Genomic DNA, 17,474 nt, shown 5'->3' with positions numbered 1-17,474 from the left:
TATACTACTCGCAAATCGTGCCAGATATCTTGATCAAAGGCGCGAACAGCGCGCCTTATTGATAATTTGTTGAAGCAGCAAAGATTACTGGCTCAGCCTGTCGAAGCCCGCACGCAGATCCTCGATCAGATCGTCAACGTGTTCCAGGCCGATATGCACCCGAACCAGCGTACCGGTGAAATCAATGCCGCCTGCGGGGCGGATAGCGGCCAGTTCTTCAGGCTGATTGGCGAGGATCAGCGACTCATAGCCGCCCCAGGAGTAGGCCATGCTGAAGTGGCTGAAATGATCCAGGTAGTGTGCCAGGCGCTCACTGCTCAGGCGTTCCTTCAGGATAAAGGAGAACAGGCCGCTGCAGCCGCTGAAATCGCGCTGCCAGAATTCGTGCCCTTTGCACTCCGGCAGCGCCGGATGATTCACCCGCTCAACTTCATCGCGCCCGGCCAGCCACTGCGCAACCTGAATGCTGCTCTCCTGATGCTGACGCAGGCGCACCGCCAGCGTGCGCAGCCCGCGGCTGGTGACGTAAGCGGTGTCGGCATCCACCATCTGGCCCATCAGATACGAGTTTTCCCGCAGCTGCGCCCAGCAGCGCGCATTGGCTACGGCGGTGCCGATCATCGCATCCGAGTGGCCAACCAGATATTTGGTGGCCGCCTGAATAGAGATATCCACGCCGAAATCCAGCGCGCGAAACAGGATCCCGGCCGCCCAGGTATTATCGACCATGATAATGGCCTCAGGGGCTTTGCTGCGCACCGCCGCCACGATGGAGGGGATATCCTGCACTTCCATAGTGATCGATGCCGGAGACTCCAGGAAGACCACGCGGGTGTTGGGCTGCACTAAATCGGCAATTTCAGCGCCGATGCAGTGATCGAACCAGGTGGTGCTGACGTTCAGCTTGCTGAGGATTTTGGTGCAAAAGTCCTGAGTCGGTTCGTAAACGCTGCCGCTCATCAGTACGTTATCCCCGGCGTCAACAAACGCGAGAATGGCGTTGGCCACCGCTGCAGCACCGCAGGGATACAGTACGCAGCCCGCGCCGCCTTCCAGTTCGGTCATCGCATCCTGCAGCGAAAAGTGGGTGAGGGTACCCCGACGGCCATAAAACAGTTCGCCGTTGGCGCGCCCGGCGGTGGCTCGCTTTTTATCGGCAACGGTGTCAAAAACCAGAGAAGAGGCGCGCTGAATCACGCTGTTCACCGATCCCTGGGTGTATCGTTTGCTGCGTCCGGCGGCCACCAGGGCCGTTTCGATCTTTTTGCTGGTCATTAAAACGGTCTCTTTATTCAGTGTTGTTTTTACGTTAACACGGCTACCTCTCCTGAGGTATTCAGCCTGAAGGTAAGTGATAAAATTTCACTGTGAGCGCCATCACATCCGTAAATGAGAAAAAAATTGTTCAAAAAATGTCTTATAGGGTGTAAATAGTAATGAGAACTACTATCAATTCCTAACGGGTTTGGTATGATCTGGCCTGAATTTTTTCGCTATCAGCAATTAGATGTTGGAGACACAGCGTGACAAATGATTTGATGCAGATGGACCTTTCCGTCTGGGGCATGTACCAGCATGCAGACATCGTGGTTAAAGCCGTAATGATTGGACTGTTGTTGGCATCCGTTGTCACCTGGGCCATCTTCTTTAGCAAAACAATCGAATTGAGTTCCGCACGCAGACGTCTGAAGCGCGAGCAGCAGCAGCTGGCAACCGTACGTTCGCTGGATGAAGCATCAAAAACCAGCGCCAGTTTCACCGGTCAGAGCCTCAGCGCATTGCTGATTAAAGAAGCCGAAAACGAGCTGGAACTGTCCGCCGGTACCGATGATAACAACGGTATTAAAGAGCGCACCGGTTTCCGCCTTGAGCGCCGCGTTGCCGCGTTCAGCCGCCACGCCGGTCGCGGTAACGGTTACCTTGCGACCATCGGTGCGATTGCGCCGTTCGTGGGTCTGTTCGGTACCGTATGGGGCATCATGAACAGCTTCATCGGTATTGCGAAAACTCAGACAACCAACCTGGCCGTTGTGGCGCCGGGCATTGCGGAAGCGCTGTTGGCCACCGCGATTGGTCTGGTAGCGGCTATTCCTGCGGTAGTGATTTACAACGTGTTTGCCCGTATGATCGCCAGCTATAAAGCGTCTCTGGGCGATGTGGCTGCACAGGTTCTGCTGCTGCAGAGCCGCGATCTTGACCTCGCCGCCAGCGAAAGCTCTCACCGCGTTCAGTCGGCGCAGAAACTGCGGGTAGGTTAAGCGCTATGGCAATGCGATTAAACGAAGACCTCGATAGCAACGGTGAAATGCACGAAATCAACGTGACGCCGTTTATCGACGTGATGCTGGTGCTGCTGATTATCTTTATGGTCGCCGCGCCGCTTGCCACCGTTGACGTTCGCGTCAATCTGCCTGCCTCAACCAGTACTCCGCAGCCGCGCCCGGAAAAACCGGTTTATCTGTCGATTAAGGCCGATAATCAGCTGTTTATCGGTAATGATGCGGTATCGCAAGAGACGCTGGTGGATACGTTGGTTAAGCAGACCGAAGGCAAGAAAGATACCACTATCTTCTTCCAGGCCGATAAGTCAGTGAGTTATGAAACGCTGATGGGCGTGATGGATAAGCTGCGTCAGGCGGGTTATCTGAAGATTGGTCTGATGGGCATGGAAACCGTATCGAAATAACCGGGTCGCGGTGCCCGGATTTAACGGGCTGCCGATTCAGGTGATGTTTCTTCGGTTCAAACGTTAAAACCGCTGTCTTTCAGATAGCGGTTTTTTTATGCGTATCGCTGGTGGCTGCGGTGTTTGCCGCTCCCCCTGCTTAAACCGTGCTCGCTTCTTGCCAGCTGCCATCCCCTGTATCCGCTCATTCCCTCTTTTCACCTGATCTCTGCGGCCCCGCTGTCAGTGCCTCAGTGCTGAGGATTACCCATCTGCCACAGAGACTGCTCCCCCGATCGGATTTACCCGCCTTACAGCCTTCTTTTTCTTTATCTCGGTGACAGAACGATATTGGGCAGGCCAGGACAGCTGTTGTGATTGAAAACTTCGTAAAGGCAACTCATGCCAGGCAAAGCAGACGGGCTGTGTCCGCCCACCCGGCAATCCGCAGCGCTGAACGAAGAGAGGAAGCCAGGATTCGGCCGCATGGACGCGGACGAAAAGCACAGCCGCGCAGGACGCGCGTCTGTGCTGGTCCGTGAGGCTGACGAGCGGAGTGATGGCACCGCGAAGCGGCGCGAGGACCGCCGGATGAGCGGGGACAGCCCGTAGGCGAGATCGCCGAACTGCCAGCCGACGCCAGCAACCCTCAGCTAAACCGTAATCGCCGGCTCTGACAACCGCCGAACCTGATACTGCTTCACCAGCCGCTTAATAATCAGCGTTCCGACCAGACCACACACTGCCGCCACAGTTAACCATACGCCCGGCATCGCCTTGTCGCCGGTGGCATGGATCAGATAACTGCACACCGCCGGCGTAAAGCCGCCAAACAGCGCCGTGGCCAGACTGTAGGCCAGCGAGAACCCGGTTGCACGCACCTCTGCCGGCATCACCTCGGCCAGATACACCACCATCGCGCCGTTATAGCTACCGTAAAGGAACGACAGCCACAGCTCGGCCTCCAGCAGGTGGGCAAAGCTCGGTGAGCCGACCAGCCAGTGCAGCACCGGCCACGCGGTCAAAATCATCAGCACGGTAAACAGCAGCAGCAGCGGGCGGCGGCCAAAACGGTCCGAGGCGGCTCCCATCAGCGGCAGCCAGAACAGATTGGAAATACCGATGCACAGCGTCACCAGGAAACTCTGCTTATCGCTCATCATCAGCACCGTTTTACCAAAGGTCGGCGTAAACGCGGTGATCATATAGAACATCACGGTGGTGGTGACCACCATCAGCATACCCGCCAGCACCAGCGCCCAGTTGCGCGCCACGGAGCGGGTAATCTGCCCCATGGTGGGATGATGCTTACGCTGACTGAAAGCCTCTGTCTCCTCCAGCGCACGGCGGATCCAGAACAGGAACGGCACGATCATACAGCCAATAATAAACGGAATACGCCAGCCCCACTCGGTCACCTGACCCTTATCCAGCAGATGGTTCAGCCCCAGCCCCAGCAGCGCGGCGAAGATCACCGCGATTTGCTGGCTGCCGGACTGCCAGCTGACGTAGAACCCTTTCTTACCTTTTGGCGCAATCTCGGAGAGATACACCGACACACCGCCCAGCTCCACCCCGGCGGAAAAGCCCTGCAGCAAACGCCCCAGCAGGATCAGTACCGGCGCGGCCATACCGAGCGTGGCATAACCCGGCGTCAGCGCGATGGTCAGCGTCCCGATGGCCATCAGGCCCAGCGTCAGCAACAGCCCTTTGCGGCGCCCCTGGCGGTCGATATACGAACCGAGAATAATCGCCCCCAGCGGGCGCATCAGGAACCCCGCGCCGAAGGTCATCAGCGTCAGCATCAGTGAAGCGAAGGGATCGTCGCCGGGAAAGAAGGTTTTGGCGATGGCGGTGGCGTAGTAGCCGAACACCATAAAATCGTACATCTCGAGGAAGTTACCGCTGGTAACGTTGAAGATGGTTCGGGCACCGCCCTGCCGCGATGAGGTGCTGACTGTCTCAGGGGTCATGAGGATATCCTTAGTGTGATTTCCCCCGTTTTAGCCTGCCGGTAACGGTATTAATGTGATACACATCACCGTTACCGGGCACAGGATATTTATATTGGTAACAAATAATTAACAATGCACATAGGGGTTAAAATTTGTACATTGATTTAAAACGTAACGTCCACCGACACCGAATCCAGGTAGCTCCCCGCCGGCTGTGGCGTCTGGGTGCTGATAATCAGCGCGCGATAGCTGAAAGTCTTGGTCAAGCCATCGCTACTGATCGCGCTGGCCGTGCTGCTGTCAACGCGATCGGTGCCGGTCGGGCCCCAGTAGGTGGTGCCGGTGGTGCCTTTATAAATCTGGTAGGCCAGCTTGTTACTGCCTGAGATCATATAGCGCTGGTTACCCACCGGATTGCCGCCGTTGGTAATGCCCACGGTATAGGTGCTGCCTTTGGTGCAGATCACATTCAGCGACTGGCTGACCGGCAGGAAGTTGGCGGGCAGCGGCGCGCTGCCGAAGTCAATGCCCGGCGCGGTAATGGTGGTGCAGTCGCGCGTGACGGTCATATTCAGGGTAATCGGTAAAGATAAGGTGCCCTGCTGGCGGTTCCCCAGCACACAGAGATTACCAATGCCAATAGCGGTACAGATGTCATAGGTAAATGTCACCGTCAGTACCACGGTATAGTTACCTGCCGCCACTACCGCGCCGGGCATCTGGCGCACGTACAGCGGGATCGGAAAGCGATACCCATTCAACAGCCCGGCGAGGTCCAGCAGAGTACTGCGGGGAATAACCACCCCCGTGCCGCCCAGCGTGACCACCGATGTGCAACTGGGGTCGGTACATACCTGCAGCGGTATACGATCGGTGCCCAGCCCAAGCGCCGCCTGCGTTGTGCTGGAGCTGAAGGTCGCTGTCGTCAGTTTAACGGTGATATTGTCGTTGCCAAGTAACGTTAATACCCCGGCACCACAGTCGACAGTGTAGGTGCCATTCAGTGTGGTTTGCGCGGTGGTGACCGCAAACGAGGTCATGGTACCAAAGCTGGCCGTCGCACTGGTCGGGCTAAGCGTACAGGCGGCCTGCGCCAGCCATGACCCGCTCATCAGCAGGAGAAAGGTCAGGGATAAAAATACTCTTTTCATGGCGTTGTTCCTGAAGGGGACGACAGCGGACAGACCAGCGGACCGTAGGTCACCAGCGTATCAGGCAGTTCTTTCGGCAGCGTCAGCTCCGTCTCGCAGGTGCGCCCGTCCGGCGTACGTGCACGAATCGGGTTACGCTGTTCGAGGTTATCCATCCATACGATGCCATCCCAGCCCACCACTTCGGCCGGTGGAGCGGTGCGCGTAATCGCGGTGCCCACCGGCAGCGGCTGGCCGTGTTGGTCGTTGATGATGACGCTGGCGGCGCGCAGCGGTTTGATTTCCATATCCAGCAGATAGCCACTCTGGCGCTTCACCGAAACGCGTTTCTCCACGTCCTCGGTACCCAGATTAGCCGGCAGGTCGAGCGTGTCGATATCATATTTAGCGGCATAGTTTGAGGTCACGCGCGGTACCAGGAAGTAGCCTTTACTGTTGGTCTGGCCCTGCAGCTGGTTCTCAAAGCGCACGCCGACATTCGGGTAGCCCGTTTTGACCAGTACGAAGGAGTCGGTGACCTGATTGGCGGCAAACAGCTGGTTGTCCATCAGCACCAGCGAGCCGTTAACCTGGCCCCATTTGGTCATGTAATCACCGTCACCGTAGAAGCCGCCGGAGGTTTCCACCTGCTGATTACGCCAGCGCAGACTGCCCTGACGGTAGTCACCGCCGCTGCTCTGATTCGCCCAGGAAGCATCCCAGGCGAAACCGCCGTCGCTTGGCATGGAGCGGGAGACAAACAGCCGCTGGGAATTTTTACCCTGTGCATCACGCTCTACGCTGGCTCCGCCGCTCATCAGGGTACTGAAAGGCATGCTGAACGAAATGGCTCCCGCCCAGTTATTGTCCAGGTTATCCCGGCTGGCAGAGACATAAATGCTGCTGCCTCCCCACAGGCCGCGGCTCCAGGTCAGGTTGAGCAGCCGGGTGCGCTCACCGTTGCCGCTGGTGATATCGATCAGCGCGGCGCCCAGACTGCCGTAGCGGTCCAGCGACAGGCTGGCGCTGTACTGGGCGCTGCGGCGGCTCAGCGTGTAGTAGTCCGGTTCCGCGTTATTCAACGTCTCGGCATTCTTGCGGTCACCGTACAGTGCGAGGTTGCCATAGCCGCTGGAGCGCAGCATTTGCTGCACGCCCACGGAGAACCGGCTTGTGCTGTACTGATAGCCCCAGCTGTACTGATTGCCGCTTTGCCCCATCATCTGGCTCTGGCTGACGGATCCGTTGATCACGCCCAGCGCGCCGACCCGCAGCTGACCGCCGCCGCCCAGCTGCGCCAGCGACTCGGCCGCTTCGCCGTGGCTCTCCAGAGTTAGCCAGTCGGTTAACCCATAGCGATATGACCCGCTGGCGGTCAGCGGGCCGTAATCAAAGTTCTTCAGGCCGTAGTTCTCACGCAGTGCTCCGGAAGAAACCGCAAAGTCCGACAGGCCGCTCTGCAGGAGGTTACTGGCGACGTAAAACGGCAGGGTGGTGGTCACCTGCCGTCCCTGGGCATCGGTGGTCACCACCACCGCGCTGCCCGCACCGTTCACGAACGGCAGATTGGTCATCGACCAGGGGCCGGGCTGCACGCTGTTCGTGCTGGTACGGTAACCGTTCACAAACAAATCGACGGTGGACGGCACGGCCGCCTGGCCCGAGAACGCGGGCAGGGGATAGGTGATCAGGTCGGGGCGCAGCGAGAAATCGCGGGCCAGCTGAATGCCACCGACGCGAACGCTGCTGCTCCATGGCAGGGAATCGGTGATCAGATCGCCCACCCGCAGGGTCAGCGCATTATCTTCATTTTGATTCGACCACCAGGTGTCATAGCGGGTATAACCATCGCCCAAATCGGCGTCGCCGGACAGCTGGCGTTGCACGATCCCACTGTTGGAAAACTGCCCCCAGTTGCCAAACAGGCGTAGATCGTTCCAGGCTGAAATACGGCTGCCGCCGCCGTTGGTCTGGCTGCCGTAAACATTGTAGTTAAACAGCGCCCCTGAGCTGCTGCGGCCGTCATAGCGGGGGCCATTATGGGTGGCTTTACCGAACGTTTGCTGCGGCAGCCATTCCGGCGGAACCGTCAGCTGCAGCCGCTGACCCCGGCGGTCATACTCGGCCTTAACGTTTTCCATCGCCGAGACGTCCATCATCGTTGAGTTAATCTTCGAACTGGGGATACCCACCTTCAGTAAATCTGCCGCGCGCATGACATAGTGATCGCCCTGGAACTGAACGCTGACCACCTCACCGGTATCATAGCCGTTTAACTCCAGCCCCAGCATCCAGCTTTGCGCCTCGCCCGTAGTGGCCTGCACCGCCGGCGGCGGCGGCAGTGAATTCCACGTTTCGGCAACGACGGACAGCGGCAGGAGGCAGCCGTTCAGGCCGAGAATAGCCAGCTTCAGGGGAGTTGACGCCACAAAGTCAATCCTCATTGATTAGCGGGAACTGCGGCCGCGCCAGACGGTTTTATCACTCAATTGCGCACTCAGTTCGGCATTCGCCGTGGCCGGGAAACTGAGGGGGAAAGTATTACTGGAGTGCGGTAAAACGTAGCCGAGCAGGCTGTCGGACACGGTGCGACCGCCGAGCGAGACGTGGCTCAGGCGCGCATGCCCGTTACCCTGGTTGGTAATTTCCAGCGCCTGATGGCCATCTTTGTTGACCAACTGCCAGGCCAGCTGCGGCTTATTGCTGGCCGCGCTGGCGCCGTTACCGTAAACGAACAGCGGCACGGTATAGCGCATCTGGAAATTCAGCCCGGCCTGGTTTGGCGCCGTATTTTGCGCCTGAGGCGACGGGATTTCGTCGATCAAAATACGGAACGCCGTTTCTTCACCGGCGGGGACCGGGGTCTGTTTCACCAGGCGGATCAGCTGTTTTTTTCCCGGTTCGATGCGCACCATCGGCGGGCTGGCCAGCACCTGCTGCTGAGTCTGATACTGATCCTGGCCGTTCTTCTGCTGCCAGAGGAACACGCGAACCTGCATCAGCGTGGTGTTGTCTCCCCGGTTTTCCATCCACAGCTCGGTGGCTTTCTCATCGCTCGCAATTTTCGGGTCGATCGGCCACAGCAGTACCGAGTTTGCCGCCAAGGTGTTCAATGTTGTTAAAGACGCTAAAAGCAGGAAGCCAGAGCCGATGATGTGCGCGCGTTTCATAATAAGCGGTTCCTTTTTTAAATATAAATCACCAGCTTAACGTTACCGTCAGCGTATCGGTGTAGGTGCCAGCCCGGTTAACTCTCGGGATCTGCGCCAGGCCATAAATCGGCAACGTAATATTGTTAGCATTGCTATAAGTGACGGCCAGAGCCGTATTCAGTGGGATCGCCGTGGTGTGTGCGGCATTGGTAAACAGGCCGTAAGACACAACGTCGGTATTATTCGCGATCTTCATATTGCGGGTGCTGTTGGCGTAGTTAAGCCCGCCGTTGATACTCATATACAGCGTGGTGCCCGGCGTGCAGGCCAGGGTGATGGTGGTATTGTTGGCAAAAACGGCGTTAGCCGTGGTGGCGGCAGAATTGATACCGGGCAACGTACCGAAATTTAGCGTACCTATTGCGCCTGGGTTAGTACCGGAAACCACGCAGCCATTAACGATACTGGCTTTCACCTCCACGGGGACGGAGGCCGGCATTGACCACCCGCTGCTGCTGAACAGCAGCAGCGGAGTGAGTAAGTGCCAGTAACACAAAACTGACTTGATGCGGTCCGGCACCATACTTTATTTTCCAGTTATCAGTAGTTTACGGCCACGTTAATCGTATCGACATAAACTCCGACGGGGACGAGGGTGCTGTTACCGCCGGCGATTTTCCCGAAGATGGTGTAGTTATCGCCGTAGGTCTGATCGGCAGTACCCAGCGGGGTTACGGTGGTGTTATTCACAATCGGCGTGGTGGATGCCGCTGAAGGGTAAAGACCGTAAGCCACGCCGCGCGTTGGGTCGGTGGCACGAATCAGATAGCGCGCGCCGGTTGCGGGTGCGGTGCCGAACACGGTGGTGGGCGCCGTGTTGGTACTGCCGGTGATTTGCAGATTGTAGTCTTCACCGGCGGTACAGCGGACGAAAATACCCGCCCCCTGCGAACCGGTGACCGCCGCCTGCAGAGCCCCGAAGGTGGCGACCTGGCTACCAAAGTTCAGCGTACCGAAGTTGGCGTTGGTGAGGGCCGGTTGTCCGTTGACCAGACAGCCGGCGGTTAAGGTCAGTGTTGCAGCGATGGTCCCGGTGGTTGCAGCAATCCCCGAGGTGGCCACACCCATACTCAGACCACAGCCCAGCAGAAAAAGCTTTATTTTCATAACCATTCCTTAATGATTAAAGAGAGTAAAGAACTTTTTCGCCTGATGAAATTCCGCGAAAGCAACGCTAAACGCAGCAAGAATAATGGAAAAATTACGATATCATGGCTGAATTTTACAACAGTCATAATATGTTACCTGTCTTAACAGGTTAGATTATTTGAATTAACTATAGGCAGCTTCTTTCGGCGTGTGAAGATGGCCGGGGAAAAAAATAATGTGTTCAGACGATTAAATATGCAAATTGCAGCGCCCGTCACTCGGGAGCGTTTTATACTTTTCAAGAATATTCTTAGGCTAAACTAGGCGAAATAGGGTGGTGATGCTATTTTCACACTGCAAAGAGTGGATGATTAATAAACTTTATAAATTATAGGGATATTCTCAATGGTCGAATCAGACTCTTTACATTATTTTTCATCCCGTAACAGCGGCTAAACCCCGACACCGATCCGGGCGCGGCTGAACTGCCATACGGGGAGATTTCACGCTCAGAACCACAGCTCCCGAGATCGTCTTATGTTAATGAGTTCCTACAACCAACTGCTGGTTATCATCTCGTTTATCGTCGCCTTCCTGGCTTCTTATACCGCGCTGGATATGGCCGGACGGGTCGCCACCGCCAGCGGTAAAGTGGCCCGGCTTTGGCTGTTCGGCGGTGGCTTCGCCATGGGCGTCGGCATCTGGTCGATGCATTTTATCGGCATGCTGGCGATGAGCCTGCCGATGGTGATGAGCTACGATGCCACGCTGACCGTGATCTCGATGGTCATTGCCGTTGCCGCGTCGATTTTCGCGCTGTGGACGGTGTGCTATGGCGAACTGCCCTGGTACCGGCTGATGGTGGGGGCGGTGATTATGGGCAGCGGCGTGGTGGCGATGCACTACACCGGCATGGCCGCGCTGATGGTCCAGCCGGGTATCGTCTGGCACTGGGGCTGGGTTGCGCTGTCGGTGCTGATCGCGCTGGTGGCCTCCGGTGCCGCGCTGTGGCTGGCCTTCCATTTGCGGCAGGGAACCGGCCGCCTGACGCTGATGCGCGGCGGTGCATCGCTGATTATGGGGGTTGCCATCGCCGGCATGCACTATACCGGTATGGCGGCGGCGAGTTTCCCGATGACCAGCCATGCCACCCATCTGGGCGTTAACAGCAACTGGCTGGCGGTTCTGGTAGTGGTGGTTACGCTGTCAATTCTCGGTATTACGCTGCTGGTCTCCATGCTGGACGCGCGCCTGCAGGCGCGGACTTCACTGCTGGCCAGCTCGCTGGCGGAAGCCAACCGCGAGCTGGCCCAGCTGGCGCTGCACGATAACCTCACGCGGCTGCCCAACCGCATCCTGCTGGAAGACCGGCTCGATCAGGCGATTAATAAAGCCACGCGCGAAAACTCGAAATTTGCCCTGATGTTTATGGATCTGGACGGCTTCAAGGGCGTTAACGATGCCTTTGGCCACCATATCGGCGACAGCCTGCTGATTGCCGTCACCGAGCGAATGAAGTCGCTGCTGCTGGGGCACCATACTCTGGCGCGTCTGGGAGGCGATGAGTTCGTGCTGCTGATGGAGATTGAGGATCCGAACGATGCGGCGGTGGTGGCCGGTGCGCTGGTCAAAAGCATTGAACAGCCGTTCGACATTTCCCGCTATGAGCTGCAGGTGTCGCTCAGTATCGGCGTGGCCGTCTACCCCGGGGATGGGGTTGATGAACGTGAGCTGATGTTTAACGCCGATGCGGCGATGTATTACACCAAAAATAAGGGCCGCAACGGCTTCAGCTTCTTCCAGCCCTCAATGAATATTATCGCGCAGAACCAGCGCCAGCTGATTAACGACCTGTGGATGGCGCAGGACAATGACGAGCTGCGCCTGTTCTACCAGCCAAAATTCCGCGCGCCGGACGGCCCGGTGGTCGGCTTTGAGGCGCTGCTGCGCTGGCAGCATCCACAGCGTGGACTGCTGACGCCGGATGTCTTCCTGCCGCTGGCGGAAAAAACCGGGCTGATTATCAACATCGGTAACTGGGTGATCAATGAAGCCTGTCGCCAGCTTCGCGTCTGGCATCTGCAGGGGAACGCGCAATGGTCGGTGGCGGTGAACCTCTCGGCGCTGCAGTTTGAACAAACCGGACTGGTTGAGACGGTGATCAAGGCGTTAACCACGCATCAGATCCCGGCGGAAATGCTGACCCTGGAAGTAACGGAAACCACGGCGATGCGCGATCCGGACGAAAGCATCCGTATCCTCACCCAGCTGACCGAGTTGGGCGTTAAGGCATCGATTGATGATTTCGGGACCGGTTACTCCAGCCTGCTTTACCTCAAGCGGCTGCCGGCCAGCGAGCTGAAAATTGACCGCGCCTTTGTCAAAGAGCTACAGGAACAGACCGAAGACGCCACCATTGTTTCTGCTATCGTGGCGCTGGCGCAAACCCTGAACCTGAAAGTGGTGGCCGAAGGGGTGGAAACGCCGGAGCAGCAGCAGTTCCTCACCAGCCTCGGCTGCAATACGCTACAGGGCTATCTGCTGGGGCGCCCGCTGGCGGCAGATAAGGTTCCCGAACTGTCGGACTTTTTCACTGGCGATAAGCCAGTTGAGACTTTCGGCAGCACGCCGGAGAAGCCAAAAGCGGCGGATGTTGGGTGATTGTACTGTGTGCAAAGGGTGACCTATAATAGTTTACTTTTTGATGACAATGGCCTGTAACAGTCGTGGCGAAATATGAACAGCTGGTGGCCCAAATCCGCCAGCAAATTGAAACGGAAATCTGGCTTCCGGGGGAAAAACTGCCCTCGCTGAGGGAGCAGGTCAGCCTCAGCGGCGTCAGCCTGATGACGGTGATGCACGCCTATCAGGTACTGGAAAGCCAGGGATGGATTATTTCGCGCCCGCAGTCCGGCTACTACGTTGCGCCCCGCGCCGAATTTCTCAGCCAGCCGGTCAGCCATCAAAAGCTGCAGCTGGCCGAGTCGGTGGATATCAATGCGTTTATTTTTGATGTGCTGCAGGCCTGTCGCGATCCGCATATCGTTCCCTTTGGCTCCGCCTTTCCCGACCCGGAACTGTTCCCCCAGCGCCAGCTGATGCGGGCGCTGACCACGGTCTCCCACAGCATGAAACCGGTTGATGCCCTGCACAATCTGCCGCCGGGCAACGAGGCGCTGCGTAAAACCCTTGCCCAGCGCTATGCCCTGCAGGGCGTACAGGTTTCGCCGGATGAAATCGTCATCACCAATGGCGCAATGGAAGCGCTGAATCTCAGCCTGCAGGCGGTGACCGAGCCGGGCGACTGGGTGGCGATTGAGAACCCCTCGTTTTACGGCGCGCTGCAGGCGATAGAACGGTTAAAACTGAAAACGGTCGCCATCGCCACCGATCCCCAGACCGGCATCGATCTGGATGAACTCAGCCGGGCGCTGGAAAGCTGGCCGATCAAAGCGATGTGGATGATGAGCAATCAGCAGAACCCGGTCGGCTGTACGCTGAGCCGGGAAAAAAAGCAGCAGCTGGTGGCGCTGCTGGCGCAGCATAACGTGACGCTGATTGAGGATGATGTTTACAGCGAGCTTTATTTTGGCAATGAGAAGCCGCTGCCGGCCAAAGCCTTCGATCGTGATGATAACGTCCTGCACTGCTCGTCGTTTTCTAAAAATCTGGTGGCGGGTTTTCGCGTGGGCTGGGTGGCGGGCGGCAAGCATGCCCAGCGCATTCAGCGTATGCAGCTGATGAGTACCCTGTCGACCAGCGCGCCGATGCAGCAGGCGCTGGCGACCTACCTCGGCACCCGCAGCTACGATCGCCATCTGCGGCGGCTGCGCCAGGTGCTGGAACAGCGGAAGAATCTGGCGCTGCAGTCGCTGAAACGTCATCTGCCCGGCGGCGCGAAAATCAACGAGTCACGGGGCGGTTACTTCCTGTGGATCGAGCTGCCGAAACAGGTGAATACCACCGAGCTGTACTATCGTGCGCTGGCGCAGAAAATCAGCATCGCGCCGGGGAAAATGTTCTCTTCCAGCGAGCAGTACGCCAACTATTTCCGGTTTAATACCGCGTGGTGGGATGAATCGCAGGAGGCGGCCGTGGCACAGCTGGGAGCGCTGATCGGCGAACTGTTATTATCGCGACCGGCCTGAGTCAGGTGAACCGATCGCGACGGGCGGCCATCAGACGGTGGCGGCGTTTCTCTGACCCCAGGCGAGGTGGAAGACGTCGTAGAAATCCACTTCGCCCTTGAGCGACAGCAGCTTGTTGATACCCTGTTTGACATTATCCGGCACTTTTTCGCTGACGAGAATATCGTTTACCGCTTCAGGCGACAGGGTGCGGATGTAGTACCACTCGCCGTTGTAGCAGACGCGCAGGTCGAGGGTATCGATATCTTCGAAGCGATATTTCGGATTGATATCCATCAGCATCAGCCCGCTCATCAGCAGGACAAACAGCGTAGCGCCCCAGAACGCGGGCCAGCCCAGAAAGTCGGTGGTAAAGATCAGCGCCACGGTCAGCACGTAGCAGCCATACATAGAAGCCCAAAGGCCCGGATGGGTTTTCAGGAATTTAAAGCTGAAACGCGGCTTATTATCGCGCCGCTCCTCGCGATTGAGCGTATCAATCTCGCGCAGCAGAATTTGTTTAACGTCTTCCATTTTTTACCTCTGTTCAAAGAGTCCGGGCAGAGTGAAAGTAAATCACAGTTTTCGCTGTAACAGCAGACACAGTTTAGGGCGATTAGGCTATAACAGTTGTCCGTAGCGGGGAGCGTGTAGCGACCCTGCGCCGCACAGTGTAAAATTTTACCTATCCCCCGGAAGGGCCAACGACAGAGCGAATGGACAGGCATTATGGTTAACCACTCCCGAGCTTTACTGATTATCTTACTGTTCATGCTTGGCACATCCACGGCCCGGGCACTCGACTGCGGGCGAGCCTCTACGGTGGTTGAGAACACCGTCTGCGACAGTAAAGAACTGATGTGGCTTGACCGCCAGCTTACCGATTCATTTCGCGATGTGGTGGTCGGCAACCCGCAGCGGGCCGACGGCATCGTCAATGAGTGGACCCGCGCCCGCGATGCCTGCACCAGCTATACCTGCCTGCGACGCGCCTATTTAAACGGTATTGGCCAGCTCTACGGTGTGCCGGATACCTTTGACTGGCAGGGCGTCTGGTGGAATACCACCGCCACCCACGGCAACGGCGGAAAAATCCTGGTCCACAGCGCCGTCGACTGGGGCTTTCAAATGGACGCCACCGTCTGGGGCGGCGTCTACAGTTCGATACTGAGCGGCCGCGTGAATGAATTCTACGGCGTGGGCTACACCAATGAAATTGTCTGGGGGGGCCACTGCGCCATCATTATGGTGCCGCGTGCCGATGGAAAACTGGAGGTCAGGAGCGACAGCAGCGGCAGCTGCGATATGCTCCTGCCGGGAGAGATGGCGATTGACGGCGTGTATGTTAAAGCCGCCAGCGATCCCCGCCCGCCCGCCACGCTGCTCACCCTGGGTATTTTCCCGAATAAAGCGATCGACGATCGCTTTCGTGAGCTGGTGGGCGACGATTATCAGCAGTATCTGGACACCGCCACCAGCTTCGTTTACAACCAGGACGAGGACAGCCTGGGGGCAACGGTAGTCACGCTGTGGGTGAAGGGCATGGCCAATCGTCAATCGGCGATGATTATGTTCACCCCGGAGGGAAAAATCTGGGCGCTGCGCGTGGAGCCGGGTAAAAACAACAAGGGCATTCAGCTGCACTATGTCACGACCGAAAAAGAGAAAACCATCATGCCGAAAACGCTGGCGAACTGGCGCTCAAGGTTTACCGACCAGTAAGCGCCAGCGCGGCTAGTGGTAGTTGAAAATCTGGCCTGACGGAGTGATCAATAACTGCTCCTTGCCGAATTCCAGCGTTTCAAAACGCACGCCGTTGGTCTGCGCGTAGCCGAGGATATTTTTAATCATCCGCGCCGCGCCGCTGTCGGCATAGTAAATCTGATGAAAGTTGAACGCCACGCTGTGCGCGGTGACGTTCTTCTGCTCCAGACTGACCCTGGCAATAAAGCGGTTATCGTTCGGGCTGGTCATCGTCATGATTGCCGTATTATCCCGGATGACAAAACGGGTGTCGTAAATTTCCCGCTGGCGGGCCAGCAGATCGTAATAGCCCAGCTGCAGGCTCGCCCCGGTAAAATCGCGGCTGAACAGATCCCGATTACCGATCGGCAGCAGTTTCAGGCTTGTTCCCGCCAGCACCAGCAGCAGCGTTGCCGCCAGCAGGCTGAGTGACACATTTCGCCATTTCATTGATTTTTCTCTCGCCTTCCCGGTAGATCAGCGCGCTCAGCTGCAGCCCGTCCGTCCGCCAGTTGATAATATTCATCGCCAGCTGCCTGCGGTCGCAGCGATTGGTTAACGTCATGGTGTAGTTCAGCGAGGAACCGGAGGTAAAGAAGAACACCTCCATGTTAACCTGGCGATTTTTCAGATACTGATTTAAAGAAAACAGCACCGGCCCCAGCTGCTTATTCAAATCATCGGAGGCGGAAGATCCGTCCCAGCCCCGGCGAACCTCCACCATGCGGATATTGCTGTAGGCCACCGAATTTTTTTCCTGCAGCACCGTCGGGGAAGCGGAGAAATAATTGCGGGCGATAATCAGCAGCAGGACAGCCAGCAGCACAACCTGACCCAGCACCAGCCAGCGCCAGAACGGAGCTTCTGCAGCCGGCGCGGGGACCGGTGGAGGCAGCATCCGATCGGGGCTGACAAGCGTGGACGTTGCGCCAGATTCGTCCGACGTAACCGGCTCTGCCGAAGACTCGGCATCCGCAGACTGCACCTGCGGCAGCATATCTGCCAGGGTAATAAACTGACAGAACTCCGCTTCAAGAATGTAACCCTTTTTCGGCACGGTCTTGATAATGCGCTGCTGTTTGCCGTCATCTTCCAGCGCCAGGCGCAGGGCGTGAATGGCGTTGGGCAGGCTGTTATTGCCAATGACCCGGCGTTCCCACACCAGATTGGTCAGCTCTTCCCGCGTCAGCGTTTCACCCGCGTGTTCGGCCAGAACCTGCAAAAGCTTAAGCTGGTACTCACCCAGCCGACGCTGTTCACCGGTCACCTGGTGGATCAGCGAACCGGAGGCGTGGTCAATCAGCCAGTGATGAATGATAAGGGATGGAGTCATAAGTACCGATAGGTCAGGGTTTGTCACTGAATAGTATGACGGTTGGCGGCCAGTTAGCGCAACTGACCCGTCTTATTTGTGATCGCGCACCGTTCTGGTGCGAAAGAAAGTGCATGCCTCATTTTCAGGCATTTTGCTAACAAACCTGGCGTAATCCCGCTGTAATCCGCTGCGGTGCCTCGCGGGGTCCCTCCCGGGTGCGGATACTGGCACGCTTTGT

Annotated in this window: 15 protein-coding genes; 5 read left to right on the top strand and 10 right to left on the bottom strand. The window is 57.4% G+C overall.

Going from position 1 to position 17,474, the window contains the following annotated elements:
- Positions 1–84: 84 nt before the first annotated feature.
- On the bottom strand, positions 85–1,275 hold the full coding sequence (gene metC, locus PGH32_RS14825; protein WP_314417934.1) for a cystathionine beta-lyase: 1,191 nt from the start codon (positions 1,273–1,275) through the stop codon (positions 85–87).
- 248 nt (positions 1,276–1,523) lie between these two features.
- Here metC and exbB point away from each other — a divergent pair, with 248 nt between their 5' ends.
- Both exbB and exbD read left to right on the top strand, forming a co-directional pair.
- On the top strand, positions 1,524–2,258 hold the full coding sequence (exbB, locus tag PGH32_RS14820) for a tol-pal system-associated acyl-CoA thioesterase (RefSeq protein ID WP_337894426.1): 735 nt from the start codon (positions 1,524–1,526) through the stop codon (positions 2,256–2,258).
- 5 nt (positions 2,259–2,263) lie between these two features.
- Complete coding sequence (gene exbD, locus PGH32_RS14815) at positions 2,264–2,686, top strand: TonB system transport protein ExbD (protein WP_337894425.1); 423 nt, start codon at positions 2,264–2,266, stop codon at positions 2,684–2,686.
- Between the two features lie 632 nt (positions 2,687–3,318).
- Here exbD and PGH32_RS14810 read toward each other — a convergent pair.
- The 6 genes from PGH32_RS14810 to PGH32_RS14785 all read right to left on the bottom strand — a co-directional run bounded on the left by PGH32_RS14810 (position 3,319) and on the right by PGH32_RS14785 (position 10,069).
- On the bottom strand, positions 3,319–4,638 hold the full coding sequence (locus PGH32_RS14810; protein ID WP_337894424.1) for an MFS transporter: 1,320 nt from the start codon (positions 4,636–4,638) through the stop codon (positions 3,319–3,321).
- Positions 4,639–4,784: 146 nt separating this feature from the next.
- A complete protein-coding gene (locus tag PGH32_RS14805) occupies positions 4,785–5,771 on the bottom strand; it encodes a Csu type fimbrial protein (protein ID WP_337894423.1) in 987 nt (328 codons plus the stop codon).
- Positions 5,768–8,179: a fimbria/pilus outer membrane usher protein gene (locus tag PGH32_RS14800; protein WP_443112785.1), complete on the bottom strand. Its 2,412-nt coding sequence runs from the start codon at positions 8,177–8,179 to the stop codon at positions 5,768–5,770. The genes PGH32_RS14805 and PGH32_RS14800 overlap by 4 nt, the downstream gene beginning before the upstream one ends.
- An 18-nt stretch (positions 8,180–8,197) precedes the next feature.
- A complete protein-coding gene (locus tag PGH32_RS14795) occupies positions 8,198–8,920 on the bottom strand; it encodes a fimbrial biogenesis chaperone (RefSeq protein WP_314417946.1) in 723 nt (240 codons plus the stop codon).
- A 28-nt stretch (positions 8,921–8,948) separates the two neighbouring features.
- Positions 8,949–9,485 (bottom strand): Csu type fimbrial protein, encoded by a 537-nt coding sequence (locus PGH32_RS14790; RefSeq protein WP_337894422.1) that lies wholly within the window; start codon positions 9,483–9,485, stop codon positions 8,949–8,951.
- Positions 9,486–9,502: 17 nt separating this feature from the next.
- The gene (locus PGH32_RS14785) at positions 9,503–10,069 is read right to left on the bottom strand and encodes a spore coat protein U domain-containing protein (RefSeq protein ID WP_314417948.1); all 567 of its coding nucleotides are present in this window, start codon (positions 10,067–10,069) and stop codon (positions 9,503–9,505) included.
- A gap of 519 nt (positions 10,070–10,588) precedes the next feature.
- Here PGH32_RS14785 and PGH32_RS14780 point away from each other — a divergent pair.
- The gene (locus tag PGH32_RS14780; RefSeq protein ID WP_337894421.1) at positions 10,589–12,712 is read left to right on the top strand and encodes a putative bifunctional diguanylate cyclase/phosphodiesterase; all 2,124 of its coding nucleotides are present in this window, start codon (positions 10,589–10,591) and stop codon (positions 12,710–12,712) included.
- A gap of 65 nt (positions 12,713–12,777) precedes the next feature.
- Positions 12,778–14,199 carry an aminotransferase-like domain-containing protein gene (locus PGH32_RS14775; protein ID WP_337894420.1) on the top strand — a complete coding sequence of 474 codons (1,422 nt, stop codon included), beginning with the start codon at positions 12,778–12,780 and terminating at the stop codon, positions 14,197–14,199.
- Between the two features lie 30 nt (positions 14,200–14,229).
- Here the strand turns inward: PGH32_RS14775 and PGH32_RS14770 are convergent, their stop codons facing one another.
- Positions 14,230–14,712, bottom strand: a complete 483-nt coding sequence (locus tag PGH32_RS14770; RefSeq protein ID WP_337894419.1) for a YlaC family protein — start codon at positions 14,710–14,712, stop codon at positions 14,230–14,232.
- Positions 14,713–14,907: 195 nt separating this feature from the next.
- Here PGH32_RS14770 and PGH32_RS14765 point away from each other — a divergent pair, with 195 nt between their 5' ends.
- On the top strand, positions 14,908–15,900 hold the full coding sequence (locus PGH32_RS14765; protein ID WP_337894418.1) for a lysozyme inhibitor LprI family protein: 993 nt from the start codon (positions 14,908–14,910) through the stop codon (positions 15,898–15,900).
- A 12-nt stretch (positions 15,901–15,912) separates the two neighbouring features.
- Here PGH32_RS14765 and PGH32_RS14760 read toward each other — a convergent pair whose 3' ends face one another.
- Both PGH32_RS14760 and PGH32_RS14755 read right to left on the bottom strand, forming a co-directional pair.
- Complete coding sequence (locus PGH32_RS14760) at positions 15,913–16,356, bottom strand: hypothetical protein (RefSeq protein ID WP_337894417.1); 444 nt, start codon at positions 16,354–16,356, stop codon at positions 15,913–15,915.
- Positions 16,280–17,254 carry a winged helix-turn-helix domain-containing protein gene (locus tag PGH32_RS14755; protein ID WP_337894416.1) on the bottom strand — a complete coding sequence of 325 codons (975 nt, stop codon included), beginning with the start codon at positions 17,252–17,254 and terminating at the stop codon, positions 16,280–16,282. The genes PGH32_RS14760 and PGH32_RS14755 overlap by 77 nt, the downstream gene beginning before the upstream one ends.
- Positions 17,255–17,474: the final 220 nt, after the last annotated feature.

Source organism: Erwinia sp. SLM-02 (assembly GCF_037450285.1).
Lineage (GTDB): Bacteria > Pseudomonadota > Gammaproteobacteria > Enterobacterales > Enterobacteriaceae > Erwinia.
The sequence above is the reverse complement of the archived record's forward strand: the minus strand, read 5'-3'. Positions and strand labels throughout refer to the sequence as shown.